Origin of the sequence: Bradyrhizobium sp. YR681, from assembly GCF_000282615.1 — a bacterium.
Taxonomy (GTDB): domain Bacteria; phylum Pseudomonadota; class Alphaproteobacteria; order Rhizobiales; family Xanthobacteraceae; genus Bradyrhizobium.
The window spans coordinates 1-21,719 of sequence record NZ_AKIY01000199.1 but is presented as its reverse complement, the minus strand read 5'-3'; the positions used below and the strand labels follow the sequence as shown (position 1 = coordinate 21,719).

General features: G+C 64.9%; 20 protein-coding genes. 8 read left to right on the top strand and 12 right to left on the bottom strand.

Annotated elements, in window-relative coordinates; genetic code table 11:
- The 3 genes from PMI42_RS38020 to PMI42_RS18540 all read left to right on the top strand — a co-directional run.
- Window positions 1-166: ATP-binding protein (locus PMI42_RS38020; RefSeq protein WP_008136840.1), on the top strand; the 166-nt coding region annotated here is incomplete at its 5' end.
- Between the two features lie 110 nt (window positions 167-276).
- A complete protein-coding gene (locus PMI42_RS18545) occupies window positions 277-939 on the top strand; it encodes a class I SAM-dependent methyltransferase (protein WP_008136837.1) in 663 nt (220 codons plus the stop codon).
- 105 nt (window positions 940-1,044) lie between these two features.
- Window positions 1,045-3,867, top strand: coding sequence for a DUF3857 domain-containing protein (locus PMI42_RS18540; RefSeq protein ID WP_008136836.1), 2,823 nt, complete (start codon window positions 1,045-1,047; stop codon window positions 3,865-3,867).
- A gap of 24 nt (window positions 3,868-3,891) precedes the next feature.
- Here PMI42_RS18540 and pyrG read toward each other — a convergent pair whose 3' ends face one another.
- From pyrG to tpiA, 3 genes are all read right to left on the bottom strand, one after another.
- Window positions 3,892-5,523 (bottom strand): CTP synthase, encoded by a 1,632-nt coding sequence (gene pyrG, locus PMI42_RS18535; protein WP_008136835.1) that lies wholly within the window; start codon window positions 5,521-5,523, stop codon window positions 3,892-3,894.
- A gap of 166 nt (window positions 5,524-5,689) precedes the next feature.
- Complete coding sequence (gene secG / locus PMI42_RS18530; protein ID WP_008136834.1) at window positions 5,690-6,073, bottom strand: preprotein translocase subunit SecG; 384 nt, start codon at window positions 6,071-6,073, stop codon at window positions 5,690-5,692.
- A 139-nt stretch (window positions 6,074-6,212) separates the two neighbouring features.
- Window positions 6,213-6,968: a triose-phosphate isomerase gene (gene tpiA / locus PMI42_RS18525; RefSeq protein WP_008136833.1), complete on the bottom strand. Its 756-nt coding sequence runs from the start codon at window positions 6,966-6,968 to the stop codon at window positions 6,213-6,215.
- Window positions 6,969-7,246: 278 nt separating this feature from the next.
- Here tpiA and PMI42_RS18520 point away from each other — a divergent pair, with 278 nt between their 5' ends.
- Genes PMI42_RS18520 through moaC form a run of 4 tightly spaced genes read left to right on the top strand, consistent with a single transcriptional unit; the run spans window position 7,247 to window position 11,540 of the window.
- The gene (locus PMI42_RS18520) at window positions 7,247-9,145 is read left to right on the top strand and encodes a peptidylprolyl isomerase (protein WP_008136832.1); all 1,899 of its coding nucleotides are present in this window, start codon (window positions 7,247-7,249) and stop codon (window positions 9,143-9,145) included.
- Between the two features lie 14 nt (window positions 9,146-9,159).
- Complete coding sequence (gene trpD / locus PMI42_RS18515; RefSeq protein ID WP_008136831.1) at window positions 9,160-10,173, top strand: anthranilate phosphoribosyltransferase; 1,014 nt, start codon at window positions 9,160-9,162, stop codon at window positions 10,171-10,173.
- Window positions 10,174-10,180: 7 nt separating this feature from the next.
- Entirely contained in the window at window positions 10,181-11,002 is an 822-nt protein-coding gene (gene trpC / locus PMI42_RS18510; RefSeq protein ID WP_008136830.1) for an indole-3-glycerol phosphate synthase TrpC, read from the top strand.
- A gap of 1 nt (window position 11,003) precedes the next feature.
- Window positions 11,004-11,540, top strand: a complete 537-nt coding sequence (gene moaC, locus PMI42_RS18505) for a cyclic pyranopterin monophosphate synthase MoaC (RefSeq protein ID WP_008136829.1) — start codon at window positions 11,004-11,006, stop codon at window positions 11,538-11,540.
- A gap of 5 nt (window positions 11,541-11,545) precedes the next feature.
- Here the strand turns inward: moaC and PMI42_RS18500 are convergent, their stop codons facing one another.
- Complete coding sequence (locus PMI42_RS18500) at window positions 11,546-11,710, bottom strand: Flp family type IVb pilin (RefSeq protein WP_008136827.1); 165 nt, start codon at window positions 11,708-11,710, stop codon at window positions 11,546-11,548.
- A gap of 348 nt (window positions 11,711-12,058) precedes the next feature.
- Between PMI42_RS18500 and PMI42_RS18495 the strand changes: the two genes are divergently transcribed.
- Window positions 12,059-14,779 carry a bifunctional diguanylate cyclase/phosphodiesterase gene (locus PMI42_RS18495; protein ID WP_008136826.1) on the top strand — a complete coding sequence of 907 codons (2,721 nt, stop codon included), beginning with the start codon at window positions 12,059-12,061 and terminating at the stop codon, window positions 14,777-14,779.
- Here the strand turns inward: PMI42_RS18495 and PMI42_RS18490 are convergent.
- The 8 genes from PMI42_RS18490 to opgC form a co-directional block, all read right to left on the bottom strand.
- Window positions 14,776-15,387, bottom strand: coding sequence for an RNA polymerase sigma factor (locus PMI42_RS18490; protein WP_008136823.1), 612 nt, complete (start codon window positions 15,385-15,387; stop codon window positions 14,776-14,778). The two genes, PMI42_RS18495 and PMI42_RS18490, sit on opposite strands and share 4 nt — an antisense overlap.
- A gap of 354 nt (window positions 15,388-15,741) precedes the next feature.
- Entirely contained in the window at window positions 15,742-16,152 is a 411-nt protein-coding gene (locus tag PMI42_RS18485) for a hypothetical protein (RefSeq protein WP_157195776.1), read from the bottom strand.
- Window positions 16,153-16,386: 234 nt separating this feature from the next.
- Window positions 16,387-17,166 (bottom strand): hypothetical protein, encoded by a 780-nt coding sequence (locus PMI42_RS18480; RefSeq protein WP_008136820.1) that lies wholly within the window; start codon window positions 17,164-17,166, stop codon window positions 16,387-16,389.
- Complete coding sequence (locus tag PMI42_RS18475; protein WP_008136818.1) at window positions 17,163-17,870, bottom strand: hypothetical protein; 708 nt, start codon at window positions 17,868-17,870, stop codon at window positions 17,163-17,165. The genes PMI42_RS18480 and PMI42_RS18475 overlap by 4 nt, the downstream gene beginning before the upstream one ends.
- A gap of 1 nt (window position 17,871) precedes the next feature.
- Window positions 17,872-19,857: a 2Fe-2S iron-sulfur cluster-binding protein gene (locus PMI42_RS18470; protein WP_008136816.1), complete on the bottom strand. Its 1,986-nt coding sequence runs from the start codon at window positions 19,855-19,857 to the stop codon at window positions 17,872-17,874.
- A gap of 23 nt (window positions 19,858-19,880) precedes the next feature.
- Entirely contained in the window at window positions 19,881-20,735 is an 855-nt protein-coding gene (locus PMI42_RS18465) for a Spy/CpxP family protein refolding chaperone (protein ID WP_085969636.1), read from the bottom strand.
- A complete protein-coding gene (locus PMI42_RS18460) occupies window positions 20,713-21,126 on the bottom strand; it encodes a DUF1622 domain-containing protein (RefSeq protein WP_008136813.1) in 414 nt (137 codons plus the stop codon). The genes PMI42_RS18465 and PMI42_RS18460 overlap by 23 nt, the downstream gene beginning before the upstream one ends.
- Window positions 21,123-21,719: OpgC domain-containing protein (gene opgC / locus PMI42_RS18455; RefSeq protein WP_008136812.1), on the bottom strand; the 597-nt coding region annotated here is incomplete at its 5' end. The genes opgC and PMI42_RS18460, both read right to left, overlap by 4 nt.

The following is a 21,719-nucleotide window of genomic DNA, read 5'->3' as shown; positions in this document are numbered from 1 at the left end:
GTGGGAGCCGTTCTATCGGCTGGCGCCGCTCGATCGCGGTGCCGGCCTCGGCCTCAACATGGTGCGCGAGATCTTGCAACTGCATGGCGGCCACGTCTCGGTGACGGATGGGCCGAGTGGCGGCGCCTGCTTCGGGATGACGCTGCCGCCGATGCGGCAGAGCTGATTCAATCCGCATTCGCATCCCATAGCGCAATGCTGTCGCAATGCGCTGTCGCAACACTGCATCCGTCTCACCTCCGCCCCAAGAGGTGCAACCAAGATGCCGGAGTGCGCATGCCCAATGATTTTCTCTCGTTCTTCCTGTCCTGGCTGTCGTCCCCGCGCCGGGTCGGCGCGATCGCACCATCGGGCGCGGCGCTCGCCGATCTCATCACGCGCGAGATCAGTGCGACGACGGGCCCGATCCTCGAGCTCGGTCCCGGCACCGGCGCGTTCACCTACAAGCTGCTCAAGCGCGGCGTCCGGCCGCAGGATCTCACGCTGATCGAATACGGCTCCGACTTCATGAAGCTGCTGCAGATGCGCTTTCCCGGCGCGCGCGTGCTGTGGATGGACGCGGCGCGGCTCACCACGGAGCGTCTCTATGACGGCGCCCCCGTCGGCGCGGTCGTGAGCGGGCTGCCGCTGCTCAACATGCCCAAGCGCAAGGTCATCTCGATCGTCAGCGGCGCCTTCAGCTATGTCCGGCCGGGCGGTGCCTTCTACCAGTTCACCTACGGCATGAGCTGCCCGATTCCGCGGCGGGTGCTCGACCGTCTCGGCCTGCGCGCAGCGCTGGTGGACCGCGCCTTCCTGAACGTGCCCCCCGCCGCCGTCTACAGGCTGACGCGCCGTCCGCAGATGAAAGTCGTCGCAGCATCGGCGGCGCCAGCGACCTCCGTGCCGCTCGTGCCGGGATCCGATGCAAAAGCCGGACGCGACCGCACCATCGCCTGAACGATGGATGCGCACCGCGGATGCAGTTGAAGGTGCGGCCACGGCGTTCGCATTGATCAGCCGCGCCGCATCATTTATACAACCTCTGAGTGGCAGAGGTGAAGCATGTATCTGGCAAAGTTTTTCCGCGCGGGCGTCGTGCTCGCCGGCCTGTTGGTGTCCCACAACATCTCTGCACAGCCTGCTCCCGCCCAGCAATTAAAGGAAGTCCAGGTCGAGAGCAACGCCTTCACCCTCGCCGATCCCGTACCGGCGTGGGTTGAGCAGCTGCCGCTGCCCCAGACGACCTCCACGCTTCCGGTCGTGATACGCCTCGCCGATACGCAATATCAGCTCGGCCAGGTCCCGCAGATGTACACGCGGCGCGCGATGCTGATCAATGATGCCGCCGCGCTCACGGCGGCAGGCCGGTATTCGATCCCCTTCGTGCCCGAATACGAGCGCGTGCAGCTCCACGCGATCCGCATCTATCGCGGAGCGGAGCAGTTCGATCGCACCTCGACGTCCAGCATCCGCTTCCTCCAGCGCGAGCAGGATCTCGAACGCGGCATGTACAGCGGCCGCGTCACCGCCTCCATTCTGATCGACGACGTGCGCGTCGGTGACACGATCGAGATCGCCTACACGACGTCGGGTCAGAACCCGGTCTTTGCCGGCAAGGCCTTCGGACTGTCGCCGTGGGATCTGGGTCTGCCGACCCTCCATCGGCGGGTCGTGCTGAACTACCCCGTCGGCCGACCGATCGCCTGGCGCGTGGTCGGTGACCAGCCGCTGCTGCCTCACATGACCCCGGCCGAGACGGTCCGCAACGGCGTCAAACGCGTCGCCTTCGACGAGCAGCCTTTGCCGACAATGACCGCTGAAGCGATGACCGCGCCTGAGTATTTCGGAGTCCGCCTCGTGCAGTTCTCCGAATTCAGCGGCTGGAGCGATGTCGCGGGCTGGGCCAACAAATTGTTCACGGTGAGCGCTCCGCGCGACGGCGAGTTCAGCGAGGTCGTGAAACGGATCAAGGCGCTGCCGTCGGCACAGGCCCGCGTCGTGGCCGCGCTCGAGTTCGCCCAGTCGCAAATCCGCTACTTCTCGGTCTCGCTCGGCGAGAGCTCGCACCGCCCGGCATCACCGGACGAGGTCCTGCGGCGCCGATACGGCGACTGCAAGGACAAGTCGCTGCTGCTGGTCACCCTGCTCCACGAACTTGGCATCGAGAGCAAGCCGGTCCTGCTGCAAATCGGACGGCACGGCGGACTGGAGAAGACACTGCCCAGTCCGCAGTTCTTCGATCATGCCATCGTGCAGGCTACGGTCGACGGCAAATCCTATTTCCTCGATCCCACCCGGCTCGGGCAACATGGCCGGCTCGACCGGATGGGCCAGGCGCATGACGGCGTCCAGGTGCTGGTCGTGGCGCGCGACAGCAATGCCGTGTCGCAAGTGCCGGCCGCCGAAGACATCGTCGGCGACGAGCTCACCGAGCGTGCCTCGCTCGCACGCTTTGGCGAAGAAGGCCAGCTGGACGTGAAGCGCGTCTGGCACGGCGTGGCTGCCGAGGCCCTTCGGATCGGCTACGATCGGATGCCGCGCGAGCAGATCAACAGGTCCATCGGCGATGCGATGGAACGTCGCTATCCCGGCGCCAAACTGATGGGCACCCCGGAACTCCACGACGACACCGTCAACAACGAATTTTCGATCTCGGCCAGCTACAGGATTCCGAAGCTCGCGAATGAAGTGGACGTCAATTGGGTCGTCGCCTTTGCTCCGGACAGTCTGCAGGGCGCCCTGACCAGCTCGCCGTCGGCGAACCGAGCTACACCGCTGCGGATTCTGAAATATCCCTTTCACGCGAAGTACAGCTTCGAGATGACGTTTCCGGAGCAGGTCAGCGGCAGCATCGATCCGCGCGCGCCGACCGTCAGCAACAAGTATTTCAGTGCCGGCCTCACCGAGTCCTTTCGCGGCAACGTGGCGCGAAAGGCGGTCGATCTGAAGACGCTGCAAACCTCGGTCGAGGCCGCAGACTATTCTGCCTATGCCGAGGATCTCCGTGCGCTCAACAAGGCGATCGGGGGCAGCTTCTTCGTCAACAAGGCATTCGTCAGCGCCGCCGAGGCCTCGAAATCGGATCTGACGCATCGGCTCCAGGAGCAGCGGGTCGAACTCGTCAAGAAGTTGAACGAGACGATCGGTGGCGGAAAGATCGCCGGCTCCGATCTCGCCAATGCTCATTGCTTCCGCGCCGTCGCACAGGCCGACCTTGGCCAGATCGAGGAGGCCATGCGGGACGCCAACAGCGCCGTTCGGCTCGCACCGAATACGCCGATCCCGCTGACGTGCCGCGCAGACATCAATTTCCGGAGCGGACAGTTCGAGAAGAGCCAGACCGACTACGCCAATGCGATTGCACTCGGCGGTGGCTCCGACGGCACCGCGTTCCGCTCCCGCGGACTGGCGAAACTGTTTGCCGGCCGGGTCGAGGACGCCAATGCCGACTTCGCCAAGGCGAGCGAACTGGGCGACGCGGAGACCAGGTTGTTCAGCGAGGTGTGGCTGGTGGCAACGAGCGGACGCCTGCGCAAGCCGGTTCCGCCGGAGCTCATCGCGCGGGCGGCAGCGGAGGCGCATGGCGACTGGCCGCGGGCTGCGCTGGCCATGTTGACCGGCGCGCTGTCGCCGGACGAAATGTTCAAATCACTCGACAAGAAAGCCGGCGACGAACGCCAGATGGCGCTGACAGAAGCCCATTTCTACCTCGGCCAGCACTATCTCGTCACAGGCGAGATCGAGAAGGCGCGGGCCGCGTTCGAGAAAACGCGGGAGCTCGGCGTGATCGATTACATCGAGTACATCGTTGCCAAACTCGAGCTCGAGCGCCTGAAGGCACAAGGCGCGACCACGTCAGCCAAGCCGACTTCGTCAGCCCACTAAAGCGCGAGGAGATCGCGACGAACGTCAGACCAGCCGGCTCTGCACCATTGCCGCCTGAATGAAGGAGGCGAACAGCGGGTGCGGCTCGAACGGCCGCGACTTCAGCTCGGGGTGGAACTGCACGCCGATGAACCAGGGGTGATCCTCGTACTCGACGATTTCAGGCAGCACGCCGTCCGGCGAAAGCCCTGAGAATTTCAGCCCGTGCTGCTCGAGGCGATCCTTGTAGGCGGTGTTGACCTCGTAGCGATGGCGGTGGCGCTCGGAAATCTCGGTCGCGCCGCCATAGACCTGCGAGACACGGCTGCCGCGGTTGAGCGCGGCGGGATAGGCCCCGAGCCGCATGGTGCCGCCGAGATCGCCGGCCTGCGAGCGCTTCTCGAGCTCGTTGCCGCGCAGCCATTCGGTCATCAGGCCGACCAGGGGCTCCTTGGTCGGACCGAACTCGGTGGAGTTGGCGTCCTCGATGCCGACGAGATTTCGCGCCGCCTCGATCACCGCCATCTGCATGCCGAAGCAGATGCCGAAATACGGCACGTTGCGCTCGCGCGCGAACCGGGCCGCGCGGATCTTGCCTTCGGCGCCGCGCTGGCCGAAGCCGCCGGGCACCAGGATGCCGTTGACGTGCTCGAGGAACGGCGCCGGATCTTCCTTCTCGAAGATCTCGCTCTCGATCCAGTCGAGATTGACCTTCACCTTGTTGGCGATGCCGCCGTGCGAGAGCGCCTCGATCAGCGACTTATACGCATCCTTCATGCCGGTGTATTTGCCGACGATGGCGATGGTGACGTTGCCTTCGGGATTGCGGACACGCTCGTTGATCTGCTGCCAGCTGCGCAGCTCGGGCGGAATCCGCGAGCCGATGCCGAAAGCGGCGAGCACTTCGTCGTCGAGGCCCGCGTTGTGATAGGCCTCAGGCACGGCGTAGATGTTGTCGACGTCGCGCGCCTCGATCACGGCGCTTTCCCGGACGTTGCAGAACAGCCCGAGCTTGCGCCGCTCCTCCTTCGGGATCTCGCGATCGGTGCGGCAGAGCAGGATGTCCGGCTGGATGCCGATCGAGCGCAGCTCCTTCACCGAATGCTGCGTCGGCTTGGTCTTGAGCTCGCCGGCGCTCGGGATGAAGGGCAGCAGCGTCAGATGGATGTAGACCGCGTGATCGCGCGGCAGTTCGTTCTTGAGCTGGCGGATCGCCTCGAAGAACGGCAGGCCCTCGATGTCGCCGACTGTGCCGCCGATCTCGACCAGCACGAAATCGTAGTCGTCATTGCCGTCGAGGACGAATTCCTTGATGGCATTGGTGACGTGCGGAACCACCTGGATGGTCGCGCCGAGATAATCGCCGCGGCGCTCCTTGGAGATGATGTCCTGGTAGATGCGCCCCGTCGTGATGTTGTCGGCCTTGGTCGCAGGCCGGCCCGTGAAGCGCTCGTAGTGACCGAGATCGAGATCGGTCTCCGCGCCGTCATCGGTCACGAACACTTCGCCGTGCTGATACGGCGACATCGTTCCGGGATCGAGGTTGAGATAGGGGTCGAGCTTGCGGAGGCGGACCTTGTAGCCCCGCGCCTGCAACAGGGCACCGAGTGCCGCTGAAGCCAGACCTTTGCCGAGCGAAGAGACCACGCCGCCGGTGATGAATATGTACCGCGCCATGGGACTTAACCTCTAATCCCTCGAATTCGATTCGCCAAAGCGATTCGTATTCCGCCCCAAAGATTCTGCGGGCCTGTGGGTGAGCCAAAACTGAGAGTGGTGACAGAGCCTTGATGGGGGTTGTTCATGCAGGACGGTAGCCGCCGTCCTGCATGGCCCCCCTGCTTTATTGCGAACGAGGCACCTGCGGGCCGCTCGGAGCCGGCGCCTGCTGCTGCTCGTCGGCCTTCTTGAGCGAATCCAGGATGCCGCCCGAGGTCGGAGCCGAGATCGGCGATCCGCCGGGCTGGGTCTGGGACGCCGGCGTGCCGATGATCGAGGACGGCGCACGGCTGTAGCCCGCATGCCAGGACAGGAACATGCTGGTGAGGAAGAAGCCCGCAGCCAGAATCGCGGTGGTTCGCGTCAAAAGATTCGCGGTGCCGCGGCTCGACATGAAGCCGGCGCCGCCGCCCATGCCGAGGCCACCGCCTTCCGACTTCTGGAGCAGCACGGCGCCGATCATGACGGCGACGATCATGAGGTGGATGACGATGACAACAGTCTGCATAGTGCCCTTCCGTCACAAGCGGGCGGCGCCTGACGGCGGCCGATCGCGCTTCGCGGGTTTTCCTGAAGTTGCGCGGTGTTACACGATCGGAGGGGGTATTGCCACCCCCGATCAATCCCGAACCAAAGCTTTGAATGAGCTAGGGGCAGCCCTTGGCGATCGCAAGGAAATCGGCCGCTTTCAGGCTGGCGCCGCCGACCAGCGCACCGTTGACGTTCTTCACCGCCATCAGCTCGGCCGCGTTCGAGGGCTTGACCGAGCCGCCGTAGAGGATCCGCATCCTACCGCCGGCGTCCCTGAACCGGGAGATCAGGAGCTCCCGGATAAACCCGTGAATTTGCTCGACATCCTTGGCCGTGGGGGTCAGGCCGGTGCCGATGGCCCAGACCGGCTCATAAGCCACGACCAGATTAGCGGCGGTCGAGGCGTCCGGGAGCGAGCCGTCGAGCTGGCCGCGGAGGATATCGAGGGTCTGGCCGGCGTCGCGCTGGGCTTGCGTCTCGCCGATGCAGACGATCGCCGTCACCCCGGCACGCCAGGCGGCTTCGGCCTTCTGCCTGACCAGGGCATCGCCCTCGCCATGGTCGGCGCGGCGCTCGGAATGGCCGACGATGATGGCGGTCGCCCCGGCGTCCGCCAGCATTTCGGCGGCGATATCCCCGGTATGGGCACCGGAGGCCTTGGGATGGCAATCCTGGGCCCCCACCGCGATGGTCTTGCCGCGCGCCTTGTCGGCGAAGGCGGCGACCAGGGTCACGGGCGGGCAGACCAGCAGATCGGCCTTGGCGGCCACATCTGCCGCCCCATTGAGCATGGCGTCGAATTCGGCAGACGAGCCCTTCAGCCCGTTCATTTTCCAGTTGCCGGCGATCAGCGGTCGGATGGCGTCGGTCATGTCAATGTCCAGCAAAATGAGATTTGTGCATGCGCTAGCAGAGCTATCGCGGCAGTTCCAGATTCTTGTTTTGACGCGTTTTCCTGACGCGAACCGGGGTCCACTTCGCTGGAAAACGCTTCGGGGCTCTTAACCGCAGCTTCGCGAGGCCCCGTGACCCGAGGTTGCGGGGGGAAAGCCACCACTTTATGATGATTGATCAATTTGGTGACGCGCTTTTGCGGAATCTGCATTAAGACGCGCTCCCGTTCCCCTCCTGACCAGACAAGTTGGACCAAATGCTTCGAGGAATGCGCAAGGCCTCATCAAACTGGCTCGGCAAGACCATTATGGGCGTGGTGATGGGCGTGTTGATCGTCAGTTTCGGCATTTGGGGCATCGCCGACATCTTCAAGGGATTCGGTCAGTCCACAGTGGCCAAGATCGGCCGCACCGAGATTTCGCTGAACGAGTTCCGTCAGATCTATACCGACCGCCTGCAACAGATCAGCCGCCAGTTCGGCCGTCCGCTGACGCCCGATCAGGCGCGCGCCTTCGGCCTCGACCGCCAAGTGCTCCAGCAGACGATCGCCGAAGCCGCCCTCGACGAAGAGGCGCGCCGGCTCGGGCTCGGCCAGTCCGACGACCAGATCCGCCAGGTCATCATGAACGACCCCAACTTCAAGGGCGTCGGCGGCAGCTTCGATGCGAACCGCTTCCAGGCCATGATCCGCAATTTCGGCTATACCGAGCAGCGCTACGTCTCCGAGCAGCGCAAGGTGTCGCTGCGCCGGCAGATCACCGGCACGATCGGCGCCGGCCTCGAGCCGCCGAAGGCCATGCTCGAGGTGCTGACGCGCTTCCAGAACGAGCAGCGCACCATCGAATTCGCCAAGCTCGACACCGCGCAGGCGGGCACCATCGACGCGCCCTCACCCGAGGCGCTCGCCGCTTATTTCGAGGATCACAAGGTCCAGTTCCGCGCGCCCGAGTACCGCAAGATCGCCTTCGTCGTGGTCTCGCCGGAGGACATCGGCAAATGGAGCACCGTTTCCGACGAGGACGCCAAGAAGGTGTTCGAGCAGCGCAAGGACCGGCTGGGCACGCCGGAGAAGCGCCAGGTCCACCAGATCGTATTCCCCAATGCCGCCGAAGCGCAGGCCGCCCGCGAGCGCCTCGCCGGCGGGCTGTCGTTCGAGGATCTCGGCAAGGAGCGCGGACTGAGTGCGTCCGACGTCGATCTCGGGCTGGTGACGAAGTCGTCGCTCGATCCTGCGGTCGGCGACGCCGCCTTCTCGCTTCCCGTCAATGAAATCAGCCAGCCGATCCAGGGCCGCCTCGGCACCTCGATCATCAAGGTCGACACGATCCAGCCGGGGATCGAGGCCGACTACACCAGCCTCGCCGGCGAGATCAAGCGCGAGATCGCCACCGAGCGCGCGCGCGTCAAGGTCGCCGAACTCCGCGACAAGATGGAGGACGAGCGTGGCGGCGGAGCGAGCGTGATCGACGCGGCGCAGAAGCTCGGCCTCACGGCCGTGACCATCGACGCCGTCGATCGCTCCGGCCGCGCCCCGAACGGCCAGCCCGTCTCCAGCATCCCGCAGGGCCTCGAACTGGTGTCGCAGGCCTTCAACACCGATGTCGGCGTCGACAACGACTCGATCTCGTTCAAGGGCGGCTATGTCTGGTACGACGTGCTCGCCATCACGCCTTCGCGCGACCGCACGCTCGACGAGGTTCGCGACCAGGTCGAGGCGCGCTGGCGCCAGGACCAGATCGCGACCACGCTGAAGGCCAAGGCGGGCGAGATGGTGCAGAAGCTCGAAGCGGGCGGCAAGCTCGCTGACGAGGCGGCAGCGATCGGGCGCAAGGTCGAGACCGCGAGCGGCTTCAAGCGTGACGATACGCCCGCGGGCGTGCCTGCCGTGGTCGTGGCCGCCGCCTTCCGCGCCGCCAAGGACGGCGTCGGCCAGGCGCCCGTGAGCGGCGGCAGCGAGGTGATCGTCTTCCGCGTCACCGACATCGTCGATCCCGCGGTCGATACCGCCTCCGACGCGGTCAAGAAGCTGAAGGACACCCTCGACCGGGCGCAGACCGAGGAGCAGGTCGCCTCCTACGTCAACAAGCTTGAAACCGACATCGGGACCACCATTAATCAGGCCGCCTTCGCGCAGGTGACCGGCGCGAACCAGTGAGTTGAAAGCACGCGATGGACGACCTGAAATCGATCATTGGAAAAGTGGCGACCGGCGCCAGCCTGTCGCGTGAGGAAGCGGCGTCAGCCTTCGACGCCATGATGTCGGGCGAGGCGACGCCCTCGCAGATGGGCGGCCTGCTGATGGCGCTCAGGGTCCGCGGCGAGACCGTGGACGAGATCACCGGCGCGGTTTCGGCGATGCGCTCCAAGATGCTCACCGTCGATGCGTCCGCGGACGCCGTCGACATCGTCGGCACCGGCGGTGACGGCTCGGGCTCGGTCAACGTCTCGACCTGTGCCGCCTTCATCGTCTCGGGCGCCGGCGTGCCGGTGGCCAAGCACGGCAACCGCGCGCTGTCGTCGCGCTCGGGCGCGGCCGACGTGCTGGCCTCGCTCGGGGTGAAGATCGACCTCAGGCCCGACCAGGTCAGCCGCTGCGTGCGCGAATGCGGCATCGGCTTCATGTTCGCCCCCGCCCACCATCCCGCCATGAAGAACGTCGGCCCGACCCGGGTCGAGCTCGCCACGCGCACGATCTTCAACCTGCTTGGCCCGCTGTCCAACCCGGCCGGCGTCAAGCGGCAGATGGTCGGCGTCTTCTCCAGGCAATGGGTGCAGCCGCTGGCCCAGGTGCTGAAGAATCTCGGCTCCGAATCCGCCTGGGTCGTGCACGGCTCCGACGGCCTCGACGAGATCACCCTCACCGGCCCGACTTTCGTGTCCGCACTCCACAATGGCGAGATCAGGAATTTCGAGGTGACGCCCGAGGACGCGGGCCTGCCGCGCTGCGAGGCCAGTGCCCTGAAGGGCGGCGACGCCGACGCCAATGCGATCGCGCTGCAAAGCGTGCTGGACGGCAAGCCGAGCCCCTACCGCGACGTCGCCTTGATGAACGCCGCCGCCGCGCTGGTCGTGACCGGCCGCGCCAAGGACCTCAAGGAGGGCGTTGCCATCGGTACAAAATCGCTCGACAGCGGCGCGGCAAGCGCGCGGCTGAAGCATCTGATCGCGGTCTCGAACGGCTGAGCCTGACATGTCGGACATCCTAACCAAGATCGAAGCGTACAAGCGCGAGGAGATCGCCGCCGCCAAGCGCGCGATGCCGCTCTCGATCGTCGAGGCGAAGGCCAAGGCGCAAGACGCGCCGCGCGGCTTCGTGCGCGCGATCAAGGCCAAGCACGCCAATGGCGACTACGCGCTGATCGCCGAGGTCAAGAAGGCCTCGCCGTCCAAGGGGCTGATCCGCGCCGATTTCGATCCGCCACAGCTCGCCAGGGCCTATGAATCCGGCGGTGCCGCCTGCCTGTCGGTGCTGACCGACACGCCCTCGTTCCAGGGCCATCTCGATTTCATGGTGGCGGCGCGCGCAGCGACCTCGCTGCCGGTGCTGCGCAAGGACTTTCTGTTCGACACCTATCAGGTGGTCGAGGCCCGCGCGCATGGCGCCGACTGCATCCTGATCATCATGGCGGCGCTCGACGACGCCACCGCCAAGGACCTCGAAGACGCGGCCCTGGCTTACGGCATGGACGTGCTGATCGAGATCCATGATCGCGCCGAGCTCGATCGCGCGCTGAAGCTGCGGTCGCCGATGATCGGCGTCAACAACCGCAATTTGCGCACCTTCGAGACCACGCTCGTAACCAGCGAGACATTGGCGCCGTTGATCCCCGAGGAACGGCTGATGGTCGGCGAGAGCGGGATCTTCACGCCTGAAGATCTCGCGCGCCTCGAGCGCGTCGGCATGTCGACCTTCCTGGTTGGCGAAAGCCTGATGCGGCAGGCTGACGTGACCGCGGCCACGCGCACGCTGCTCGCACGCGAGGGCTCGGCGCGCGCGACGGGCACGCGCTGACATGGCGCGCAAGCCGGCCAAGGCAGGATCGAAGGCAGAATCGTCGAAGGCAAGACCGTCGAAGACCCCTGCCCTCACTCATATCGGCGCCTCCGGCGAAGCGCGGATGGTGGACGTCTCGGACAAGGCGGCAACCGAGCGACTGGCAGTCGCCGAAGGCCGCGTCGTCATGAGCAAGGCGACGCTCGACCTGATCGTCGCGGGCAACGCCAAGAAGGGCGACGTGCTCGGCACCGCGCGCATCGCCGGCATCATGGCCGCCAAGCGCACCTCCGAGCTGATTCCGCTCTGCCATCCCCTCGCACTCTCGAAGGTCACCGTCGATATCGAGCCCGACGCAGAACTGCCGGGCTGCCTCGTCCGCGCCAGCGTGAAGGTGACGGGCCCGACCGGCGTCGAGATGGAGGCGCTCACGGCCGTGTCGGTCGCATGCCTCACCATCTACGACATGATCAAGGCGGTCGAGCGCGGCGTGCGCATCGAGGGCATCCATCTCGTCGAGAAGCTCGGCGGCAAGTCGGGCCATTACCGCGCCTAGAACCGCTACTTCAGCGACGAGCTGATCGATCCGAATTTCAGCTTCAGCGTCGCGCCGAGATTGTTGACCACGGCGATGATCGCCAGCGCGATGCCGGCTGCGATCAGGCCGTATTCGATCGCGGTCGCACCGGATTCGTCTGCAATGAATTTCTTCAAAACGCTTTTCATGATCATATCCTCATCGTGTCATCGACAGACCTGTTCGCAAATCACGTGCCAATGCGACCTTGAGGATCGCCAGCATGTTAGATGGTTAAGCGTCGGTTGATCGTGGCATGACCGGCAGAAATTGACCGGCACCGCGCGCGCCTTGCGGCAATTCCTGCATGCCTTGCATCTGGTCTTGCATCTGGTCTTACATCTGGTCTTGCATCGCGCACATCGATCGCTTTTGTCCGTGTCCGTTCACGTTGCATTAACCGCGCTTCCTAACTTCGCCTCCACATCGTTCCCGTAAACCGACGGATGTCTTGAGGGTCACGAATTGATCCTGGCGTGTGTACGGCAACGATCGACATGATGACGAAATACGGCAGTCGCCTCTTCGACCAGGTTTTCGTGCGCAGCGGACCGATCCGCTGGCTGGTCGTGGGTGGTACGCTGCTGATCGCCGCGATCGCCGTCGGCGCGGTCCTGATGGCACAGAACTTCCGCGAGCGCGCACTGCGCAACTCCGGCCGCGAGCTGGAAAACACCGTGCTGATGCTCGCCCATCATTTCGATCAGCAGTTGCAGGACTTCGCGGTCATCCAGAAGGATTTCGTCGACCATGTCCGCGCCATCGGCGTTGCCAGCGCCGAGGATTATCGCAAGCGCCTCTCGGGCCAGGACATTCACCGCCTGCTGCGCGCGAAGATCGAGGCGCTGCCCTATATGGGCGGCGTCAACGTCATCGATGCCGACGGCAATCTGATCAACTCGTCGACGGCGTGGCCGGCCCCGAAGGTCAACGTCGCCGATCGCGCCTATTTCCGCAGCTTCCGATACGACCCGAACGCGCCCGACGTGCTGGTCGAGCCGGTGCACAGCCGCATTTCCGGCGCCTGGACCATCCTGATCGTGCGCAAGATCGTGGGGCCGAACGGCGAGTTCATCGGCGTGGTCGGACGCGGCATCGAGCCGGCCAATTTCGAAAAATTCTTCGAGACCGTCGTGCTCGGCGAAAGCGCGACGATCTCGATGTTGCATCGTGACGGCACGCTGCTGGCGCGCTATCCGCATTCCAGCGAACTGATGGGACGGAATTTCAGGAACGGCCCGTTCGAGCATCAGCGGGTCTTCGGGCTCGACCACTTCGCCGGACGCTTCATGAGCCCGGTCGACGGCGAGGACCGCCTGATCTCCTCGCGCGCCCTGCCCCACTTCCCGATCCTGATGATGGCCACCACGACGCGTGCGGCGGCCCTGACGGACTGGCGCGAGCAGATCGGCATCCTGATCTCGGTCGCCGCCTCGTCTGCGCTTGCGATTGCCGGCGTGCTGATCGCGATCGTGCGCAAGCTCCTGGAGCAGCACCGACTCTCGCGCGAACGGCTGACGCTGGAGAAGCAGCGCCTGGACCGCGCCGTCAACAACATGACCCAGGGCCTGCTGCTGTTCGACGCCGAGCGGCGGCTCGTGGTGTGTAACCAGCGCTATATCGAGATGTACGGCCTGTCGCCCGACGTGGTGAAGCCGGGCTCCAGCTTCCACGACATCATCGCGCATCGCAAGACGACCGGCTCGTTCACCGGCGATGTCGGTCAATATGTCGAGCGCGTGCTGCGCGACATCCAGGTGCGCAATTCCATGGTGGTCGACACCTCGGACGGCCGCTCGATCCAGATCCTCAACGAGCCGCTCGCGGACGGCGGCTGGGTGGCGACGCACGAGGACATCACCGAGCGCCGCCGCATCGAGGAGCGCATCACCCACCTCGCCCATTACGACGCGTTGACCGACCTGCCCAATCGAACCATGTTCCACGAGCATCTGCGCGCGGAGCTGGCGGCCCTCGCCGACGGCGAAGAGATCGCGGTACACTACATCGACATCGACGAGTTCAAGGGCGTCAACGATGCGCTCGGTCATCTCGTCGGCGACGAACTCCTGAAGTCGGTCGCGGCGAAGCTCAGCTTCTGCGCGGGCGCAGGCGACTTTGTGGCACGGCTCGGCGGCGACGAATTTGCCATCGTGCAGAGCGCGGTCACGTCGCCGGAGCAGGTCACCGATCTCGTCGCCCGGGTCTTCCAGGCCATCCGCACGCCCTTCGACTGCATGGGCCATCATCTCACCACCGACGCCAGCATCGGCATCGCGCTGGCGCCGGGGCACGGCACCGCGCTGGACCAGATCCTGAAGAACGCCGACATGGCGATGTACGCCGCCAAATCCGCCGGACGCCGCACCTATCGCTTCTTCGAGCCGGAGATGGACGCCAAGGTCCGCGAGCGGCGGCAGCTCGAGATCGACCTGCGCCACGCCATCGCCCATGGCGGCCTCGAAGTCTACTACCAGCCCTGCCTCGGCCTGAAGGACGACCGCATCACCGGCTGCGAGGCGCTGGTGCGCTGGCGCCATCCCGAGCGCGGCATGGTCTCGCCGGCCGAGTTCATCCCGATCGCGGAAGACACCGGCCTGATCAACGAGATCGGCGAATGGGTGCTGGCGACCGCCTGCCGCGACGCTGCGAGCTGGCCCGACGACATCCGTCTCGCTGTTAACGTCTCGCCGGTGCAGTTCAAGAGCGGCACGCTGGCGCTGAAGATCATGGCGGCGCTCGCCGCCTCCAACCTGCCGGCGAGCCGGCTCGAGCTCGAGATCACCGAAGCGGTGCTGATCCGCGATGACGACACGGCATTGACGATCCTGCACCAGCTCCGCGCCATCGGCGTGCGCATCGCGCTCGACGATTTCGGCACCGGCTATTCCTCGCTGAGCTATCTGCACCGCTTCCCGTTCGACAAGATCAAGATCGACCGCTGCTTCGTCAACGACATCGCCGGGCCCGACGGCTCCGCCAGCATCGTCCAGGCCGTCGTCAACCTGGCGGCCGCCCGCCGCATGACCACCACGGCCGAGGGCGTCGAGACCGAGGAGCAGCAACGCCTGCTCCGCGCGCTCGGCTGCTCGGAGATGCAGGGCTACCTGTTCAGCGCCGCAAAGCCGGCCGACAAGGTCTTGGAGCTGTTCGCCGCTCATCGCAGCCGGCTGGCCCAGCGCGACGGCGAGGAAAACCGGCGCCGCGAGGCGGGTTAGGTCGGACCTCGGTTGTCGGCGCAGCGGCATTCCCAGAAGTTTTCCTCGAGACATACGACGCATGTCTGCTCGAGACGCTCCTTCAGGGCGTGCCGGGCGCGATGAAGGCGGACGGTCAAATTGTTCACGGTCACACCGAGATCGGCTGCGACCAGCTCCCGCGCCTCACCGGCGAGATCCACCCTCCTGATCACTTCGGCATGCTCCGGCTTCAACAGGGATAGATGGGTATAAAGGCACTCGCAGACCGCGGCATTCGCGGCGCCATCCTCGCTGGCCGCAAGACGATCGTTAAGCTCATGCGGGAACGGCATCTCCCGCGTTCTGCTCTTTGAGATCTGACGGTGAAAGTCGGCGATGGTGGTCGCCAGGACCCTGCTCAGCCAGCCTCGAACCGAATCCGCATCGCGAATGTCGCCGGAACGCTCCAGCGCGCGCAGCATGAACGCCTGGAGCACCTCCTCCGCTTCCGCCTTCCCGCCAAAGCGACGCTGTAGATAGCTGCGGAGCCGATCGTAACTGCCGACGAGGGCGGCACGAACGACTGTGTCCTGCGCATCCAGGGAACCGGCTGTCTGCGCCGGCAGACTCTCGTTCGGCGATTTCATGACGCATCGTCCTTGCATGACATCCGGCAGGTCGCTTCGTTGGAGCGGGAACGCGTCAATTCGGTCACGACTGCGATCCCGGATGCAGCAGCCCCGAACAAGAGTTGCGAGAGATCACCGCTCCAGCGGCGTTGACGCGGTCACCACGCCCTCCACAGGCCGGCGATCGCTATGTCGGCGTTCTTCCGCTCAACGCTCAGCGCGCGCGAGCAACGACCGAGACCGGTCCTGCCGCTTCGCCATGTGCGATGTCCTGCCGCGCATCGCCGTCATCTGCCGGGGCATTGCGCTCCTCGCAGACGTGTCGATCCGCGCTCGAACCTCGAGCGACGCCGTTCGGTCTTCGGGAGCTGTTTAGGCGATGGGGGGGCGGTAGTGACGGCGGAAGGCACCCGCGTCGCCGATCACATCAGGCTGTGCTTCACAGCGCGCGCGCGGCACGACGAACTCCGCGATGCCGGGGGCCTGGGGCGACACGGCGCTGAAGCACAGCACTGAGCCGCAGCAGGTGGCGTGCCGGTTGCCGGGCCGGTCCTGGTCGTCGTCGCAATCCCCGGCCATCGCAACATCATGCGAATGCACCGCCGATCCGGCGCCTTCATCGTGCGTATGCGTATGCGCGGGCTGATCGGCGTGATGCTCGTGCGCAATCGATACATCGAGAGCGATCGAGATCGCGAGAGACGGTGTCATCGAAGCAAGCAGATAAGCGATGGCGACAAGCCATCCCCACCACCTTCGCCTTGGCTTTCTCAAGCCAAACATCTGTGCACCCACTGCTCGACCCGGAACATATAGCTCTGGTTGCAGGGACGGCCAACAGAAAACGGCACGCGCGGCATCGTCAATGCAATAGCGTGGATGAGCATAGTGCACGTCGCGGGATTTTGGGGCTCGACGAGCTGTCCGGCCGCACGATGCAGCGCTAAATGAACCTCAGAATTTTTTCGCCGGATTCTGTAATATACGGCACCCGGCGCCGTCGCTCGACCGCACCGGTCAATGATGCTTCATCCAGCCGACGCCTCTGATGTCGTTGAACGAGTCGGTTCTGTGACACAGAAAGCATTGATTGACCGATGCATGCTCCTGTCCCGTGATCATCTGATCCATCATCACGAAATGGCCCATGTAGTGGCTCGGCGGCGCCTGGTGACATTGGGCGCAATCCCTCGACGTTGGCGAGGGGTGCAGGAAACCGGTGATCTTCCAGGACGCGAGCCCGTGGCACTGCGCACAATCCCGTCCAAACAATTCGCGGTGCGGCGCCCGGTTGCTGTGGCAGCTGGCGCAATCGAGCTCCGCCCTTTCCCGCCGGTCGGACGTTGGCAGGCCCAGAAACGTCTTCAGGTCCGTCGTCAATTGATCGGAAGCGCTCCGGTCGAACGATGCCCAGCCGGTGGGAGGCCTCGCGACCTGCAGCAGTGAGGCGTGATCCATCCTGATCGGCCGCACCTCGCCCATGTGCTCGAGATGGCAGCCGGAACATTGACTGCCCGCCGCGGCGTGAAACGCCGTCGATTGCTTGGCAAGATCACCGGCGGAAGGCGCATGACAGGAGATACAGGCCACCGCATCGACACCCCTGACCGGCGTGTGACAGCTCTCGCATTTGCCGGACAGGAATGCATGCTTTTCGGAAAGCGGTCCGGGCATCACAAGCCTCGTCCACCCCGGAACGACCTCGGGGCTGCCCCGATGGAGAGCGACCGACACGACGGCCGCGCTTGCGACGGCCAGTGTCGCGATCACGGCGTAGAGCACGCCCCTGATCGTCACGCGAGCCACCGCAGCCCGTAATAGACCTCGGCCGCCACATGCACCGCGAGCAGCGCATACATGACGATCGCCGCCACGACATGCAGCCCGATCCACTGCATGAAGATCCTCTTGACCGTTTCACTCGAACCGATCGCCGATTCGAAATCGGAAATGCCGTCGACGAGTTGCAGCAGCGGCACGTTCTGTGACGCCGATGCGCGCCCGGCGGAATCATGGCGCACCACCCGGTCGGGCGACAACATGGCCGCCGCAATGTGCTCATAGGCCGACCTCAAGGTCGCCAGATGCGACTGCTGCCGGCGGAGCTCCATCGCGGTTTGCGGCAGGTAGTAGCGCCCGACAAATCCGGTGACGACAACCACCAGCATGCTGGTCACCAGGGCGATCCCAAGCGGGCTTTGAAACTTGTGACCGGTATGCAGCAGCGCGAAGAATGCCGCGGCGATTCCGGCATAGGCATGAAACGCCAGGAGCGTCGGCATCGACACGCATCGCGTGACCAGGGCCTTCAGACCCACGCTGTATTTCGTGATGGGATACACGAGAAGGAGAACCATCAGCACGGCGGCGCTGGCTCCAAGGACGAAGCCCGCCAAGCTGCCTGCAAACCGCCTGTCGGCGTGCAGCAGGAACGCCGGCACCAACAGCAACAGGGCCGTCAGAACGACGTCGGCGATCAGACGCTCTCTTCCGTCCATCATGTCAGGCCTCGACGACCAGATCTCCGACCGATTTCGCCTGGCAGGCGAGGATCAGACCGTTCGCCTTGTCGTCTGCGGTCAGGGCGTCCTGGACTTCCATCGTGACGTTTCCTTGCAACAGATGCGTCTTGCAGACGCCGCAGACGCCGGCCCGGCAGGAATAATCGATCGCAACGCCCGCGCTCTCGGCCACCTCCAGGACGCTCTTGTCCGGAGGCAGCGCCACCGCCTTGCCGGATCTCGCGAAGCGAACGGTGGCCGTTGCAGGACCGACCGTTGCAGCCGCCCGATTGCTCGATTCAGCCCCCTGCACCTGCGCCTCGACCGCGACCTGGCCGGGAGGCGGAACGGCGCCGCGGGCAGGTCCGAAGGCCTCCGCCTTGATCTGCTCGTTCGGTACGCCGAGCCCGATCAACGTCTTCCTGAGCGCGTCCATCATGCCGGGCGGACCGCACAAGTGAACGCGTCGTCCGGCGAGATCAGGCACAGCGTGAGCCAGAAACTCGGCCGTGATCTGCCCCTCGCTTCCCATCCACGACGTGCCCGCAGCCCGCATCATCGTGGCCGCCACGTGCAGGTTGTTCATCCTGCGCTGAAGATATTCCAGCTCGTCCCGGAAGATGAATTGCTCGGTCGTCTGCGCGCCATAGACGAGGTAGATCTGGCCGGGCCATGCAATATCCGAGAGATACCGGATCGCCGCCATCAACGGCGTGATGCCGACCCCGCCACCGATCAGGACGACGCTGTCGGATTCCATGCCCGTGAATGTGAAGGCGCCGGAGGGGCCCGTAACCTCGATCAGGTCTCCCTCTTTCAGATGGCCATGCATGTAGTCGGACAGCAGCCCGCCATCTTCACGCTTGATCGTGGTCTCGACATAGGCGGTCTGGGCCGCGGACGACGCGATCGTATAGGAGCGTCTGACGACCTTTCCGTCGATCTCCATGGCATAGGTCAGGAACTGTCCCGGCAGGAACGCAAACGGAATCGCGCCGCCGTCGGGTGCTTGCAGACGGAAGGTCTTCACGTTCGGCGTCTCCGGATAGATCGCGCAGACCCTCAGCTTGCCCTTCCAGGAGCGACTGGCCTCGCCCCGCAGCGGCTGGCGATCTGGCTCCCGGGAAGCTGTCGCCCCGGCCTTGCCGTCCGGCGAGCCGGCGGCCGTCGCGGACGCGAGCGGCGCCACAGCAACCGGGGCTGCGCACGTCAGCCGGTCGACCAGCGCGTTCGCCCTGCGCATGCGCGCGACGTAGACGGCAAGCATCGCGAGCGAGAACAGCACCAGCAGCGCCATGGTCGTGACGTGAAACCAGGAGACTCCCGGTGCGCCGTCATCTGCATCCGTAGCGCTCCGCTGAGGCGGCAGGTTCATCTGCGATTTGAACCAGGCCTGAGCGACCTGCTGCGGCGGCTTGCCCTCGTGCAGCGAACGCAGCGCAACCACGCCACTCTGAACGGCATTCAGGGATTCGCGAAGCCGCCGCGACGCCAGATCCGCGGCAACGACATCGCCTCCGGCGATTGCATGCCGCAGGTCCATTTCGGCACCCGCCAGGCGATCGGCCTCCGCACTGATCCGCTGGCGCGCCTGGACCTCCAGACTGCTCCGCTGCTCGGCGGACAGCGACGGCATCTCCATCAGTGCCGGGTAAAACTCCTTGCGCGGCCGGCCCATCATGCCGTCCATTCCCATCATCCCTGCCGTGGCACCGCTGGCCGGCGCGCCGGCCACATGGCCGCCGCTCGGATCTGCCGGTCCGCCCGGCTGCGACGCCGCCTCGCTGGCGGAGCCGGAGGCTGCGGGATGATGCGCCGCGTGGTCATCCGCGGCCTGCGCCAGTTCCCAGCGTCGAGAGAACTGGCCGGCCTCATGCGCCACGCCGGAGCCGAGGTCCGATGCGAGTGCGGCGTTCACCGCAAGCTGGCTCATCAGGACGATGAGCGCAGACCGGCCGGGTCGACATCGAAGCAGCAGACCGAACATGATCCCGCACTCGCTTCCAGCGCTCAGAACGACGCAATCAGAGGCAGCAGGATCGTGTCTGCGGTCTGCCTCTGGCTCTCGTTCAACGACGCGTAGAGCCGCGTGAAGGCCAGCCGAGCCGCCTTGAGGGCCTCGAGGCGCTCGGACAGGTGCCGCTCGTAATGCTCCAGACGATCGGCGCTTCCCAGCTTGTCGTCCATTGCGAGCATCTTGCGCGCATCCAGCAGGTGCTGCCGGCTCGACCGCAGGGCATCCGCCACATTGTTCCAATCGGCAGCCTGCTTGTCGCCGATCTGCAACTCCGCCTTCAGAAACGCGATCCGCCCTTCGAGCCGCTCGGTCACGTCAGCCGGGCCGCTCATCGCGCTGCTGCTGCCAGACGAACCCATCTGGCCGCGCATCATCTTCTCCATCATTTGCATCATCGGCATCATGCCGGAATTGTCCTGGCAACCGGCGCCCTGGCAGTCCCGCATCTGGCCCTGCGGCGGCATCTTCATCTTGTCGTCGCTCATCCGGCCGCCGCTCATGTTCTGCGACTGACCTGCCGGCTGGCCCATGTTCATGCCGCGGCCGGACTCCGACGGGTCGGGCTTATTCGGCATCTTGTCGTCATCCATCATCGCAACCCGCGCAGGATCGGATGCGGCGACCGCGGACGGCAGTCCAACCGGACTCAGCACGAGGATGACAAGGGCTGCTGCACTCACGACAAATTTGTTCGGACGATTCATTGTCATTCTCCAGGGTTTGGTTTCGATGGTCGTCTGCTCATCGAGGTCGACGATGAGGGCAGCGATGTGCGGGTCAGGTGATATAGACGCGAAGCGCCGCCAACTCTTACGCGTAGATGTGTCAAAGGCCGCCGTGTCCCGCATCCGGCACCTCACTGTCATGCCTTCGCCATGGCCATCGCCCCTCGATCTCGATCTGCAGCGAGAAGCTCAGAAACGTGCGGATCACGATGATCAGTGCCAGGATTCCAAGCCGGTCGAATGACGGCACGATCGCGACCATGCCGATGATGTCGGCGGCGATCAGAAACTCGAGACCAAGCAGGATGCCGCGACCAAGATTGGCGCGATAGGAACGAAATGCATCGGCGGGCGCGCCGTGCCGTACCTCCGTCAGCGACCAGACCGTTGCAGCCAAAACGCCACAGACGATCACCACCACGCCGAGCAGCTCAATGGTCGATGCGGTCCAGTGCAGACCATGCAGAATGATGCCCTGGATTTCTTCGGTGAAGATCAGTTCGGACGTTATCATCCCCCCGCCTCCTCGCCGGCCGAACGGCTCCTGTCGACGTTCTTCGACCACGTTCGGTAGTAGGCGACGATCGTCATGATCCAGAGGCCCGCGGCGCCGACCAGCAGCTGGGACCACACTCCCTCAGATCCGGACTCGAGCACGAAATGCGCGACGAACGACAGAAAGAGCCCGACGCAGAACACGGAGAGCGACTGCCGGCCGCATCTGATCAAGGGCTGGAGGAAGGGCGACTTCAGACCGGGCCAATCGATTGGAACGAGCAAGACGACGATGAACACCAGGCTCGCCAGGTGGATAATGCGATATGGAGCCAGATTGGTCTTGTCGTTCGGAATGAAGATCGCGGCCAGGCCATCGGGAACGTAGTCCCGCAGTCCCGGGATTCGTTCAGCCAGCGTCATCGCGAGCGCGAAGAGCAGGAAACCGCCGCTCAGGACGAGCAGCGTGCGGGACGACAGCAGCCAGCGGCTTGCCGCTGCCCCTCCCAATGCCAGCCAGGCACCGAATACGAACAGCAACTGCCAGGCGAACGGATTGAAATACCAGACTCCGTCCGGATAGGACGGCAAGTTCAAGCCGTAATGGCGGGG

Excerpts from the sequence above, each read along its gene's own strand:
- PMI42_RS18545 (WP_008136837.1), top strand. The coding sequence starts at position 277 with ATGCCCAATGATTTTCTCTCGTTCTTCCTGTCCTGGCTGTCGTCCCCG.
- PMI42_RS18540 (WP_008136836.1), top strand. The coding sequence starts at position 1,045 with ATGTATCTGGCAAAGTTTTTCCGCGCGGGCGTCGTGCTCGCCGGCCTG.
- pyrG (WP_008136835.1), bottom strand. The coding sequence starts at position 5,523 with ATGGCGCGGTACATATTCATCACCGGCGGCGTGGTCTCTTCGCTCGGC.
- secG (WP_008136834.1), bottom strand. The coding sequence starts at position 6,073 with ATGCAGACTGTTGTCATCGTCATCCACCTCATGATCGTCGCCGTCATG.
- tpiA (WP_008136833.1), bottom strand. The coding sequence starts at position 6,968 with ATGACCGACGCCATCCGACCGCTGATCGCCGGCAACTGGAAAATGAAC.
- PMI42_RS18520 (WP_008136832.1), top strand. The coding sequence starts at position 7,247 with ATGCTTCGAGGAATGCGCAAGGCCTCATCAAACTGGCTCGGCAAGACC.
- trpD (WP_008136831.1), top strand. The coding sequence starts at position 9,160 with ATGGACGACCTGAAATCGATCATTGGAAAAGTGGCGACCGGCGCCAGC.
- trpC (WP_008136830.1), top strand. The coding sequence starts at position 10,181 with ATGTCGGACATCCTAACCAAGATCGAAGCGTACAAGCGCGAGGAGATC.
- moaC (WP_008136829.1), top strand. The coding sequence starts at position 11,004 with ATGGCGCGCAAGCCGGCCAAGGCAGGATCGAAGGCAGAATCGTCGAAG.
- PMI42_RS18500 (WP_008136827.1), bottom strand. The coding sequence starts at position 11,710 with ATGAAAAGCGTTTTGAAGAAATTCATTGCAGACGAATCCGGTGCGACC.
- PMI42_RS18495 (WP_008136826.1), top strand. The coding sequence starts at position 12,059 with ATGATGACGAAATACGGCAGTCGCCTCTTCGACCAGGTTTTCGTGCGC.
- PMI42_RS18490 (WP_008136823.1), bottom strand. The coding sequence starts at position 15,387 with ATGAAATCGCCGAACGAGAGTCTGCCGGCGCAGACAGCCGGTTCCCTG.
- PMI42_RS18485 (WP_157195776.1), bottom strand. The coding sequence starts at position 16,152 with ATGTTTGGCTTGAGAAAGCCAAGGCGAAGGTGGTGGGGATGGCTTGTC.
- PMI42_RS18475 (WP_008136818.1), bottom strand. The coding sequence starts at position 17,870 with ATGATGGACGGAAGAGAGCGTCTGATCGCCGACGTCGTTCTGACGGCC.
- PMI42_RS18470 (WP_008136816.1), bottom strand. The coding sequence starts at position 19,857 with ATGTTCGGTCTGCTGCTTCGATGTCGACCCGGCCGGTCTGCGCTCATC.
- PMI42_RS18465 (WP_085969636.1), bottom strand. The coding sequence starts at position 20,735 with ATGCGGGACACGGCGGCCTTTGACACATCTACGCGTAAGAGTTGGCGG.
- PMI42_RS18460 (WP_008136813.1), bottom strand. The coding sequence starts at position 21,126 with ATGATAACGTCCGAACTGATCTTCACCGAAGAAATCCAGGGCATCATT.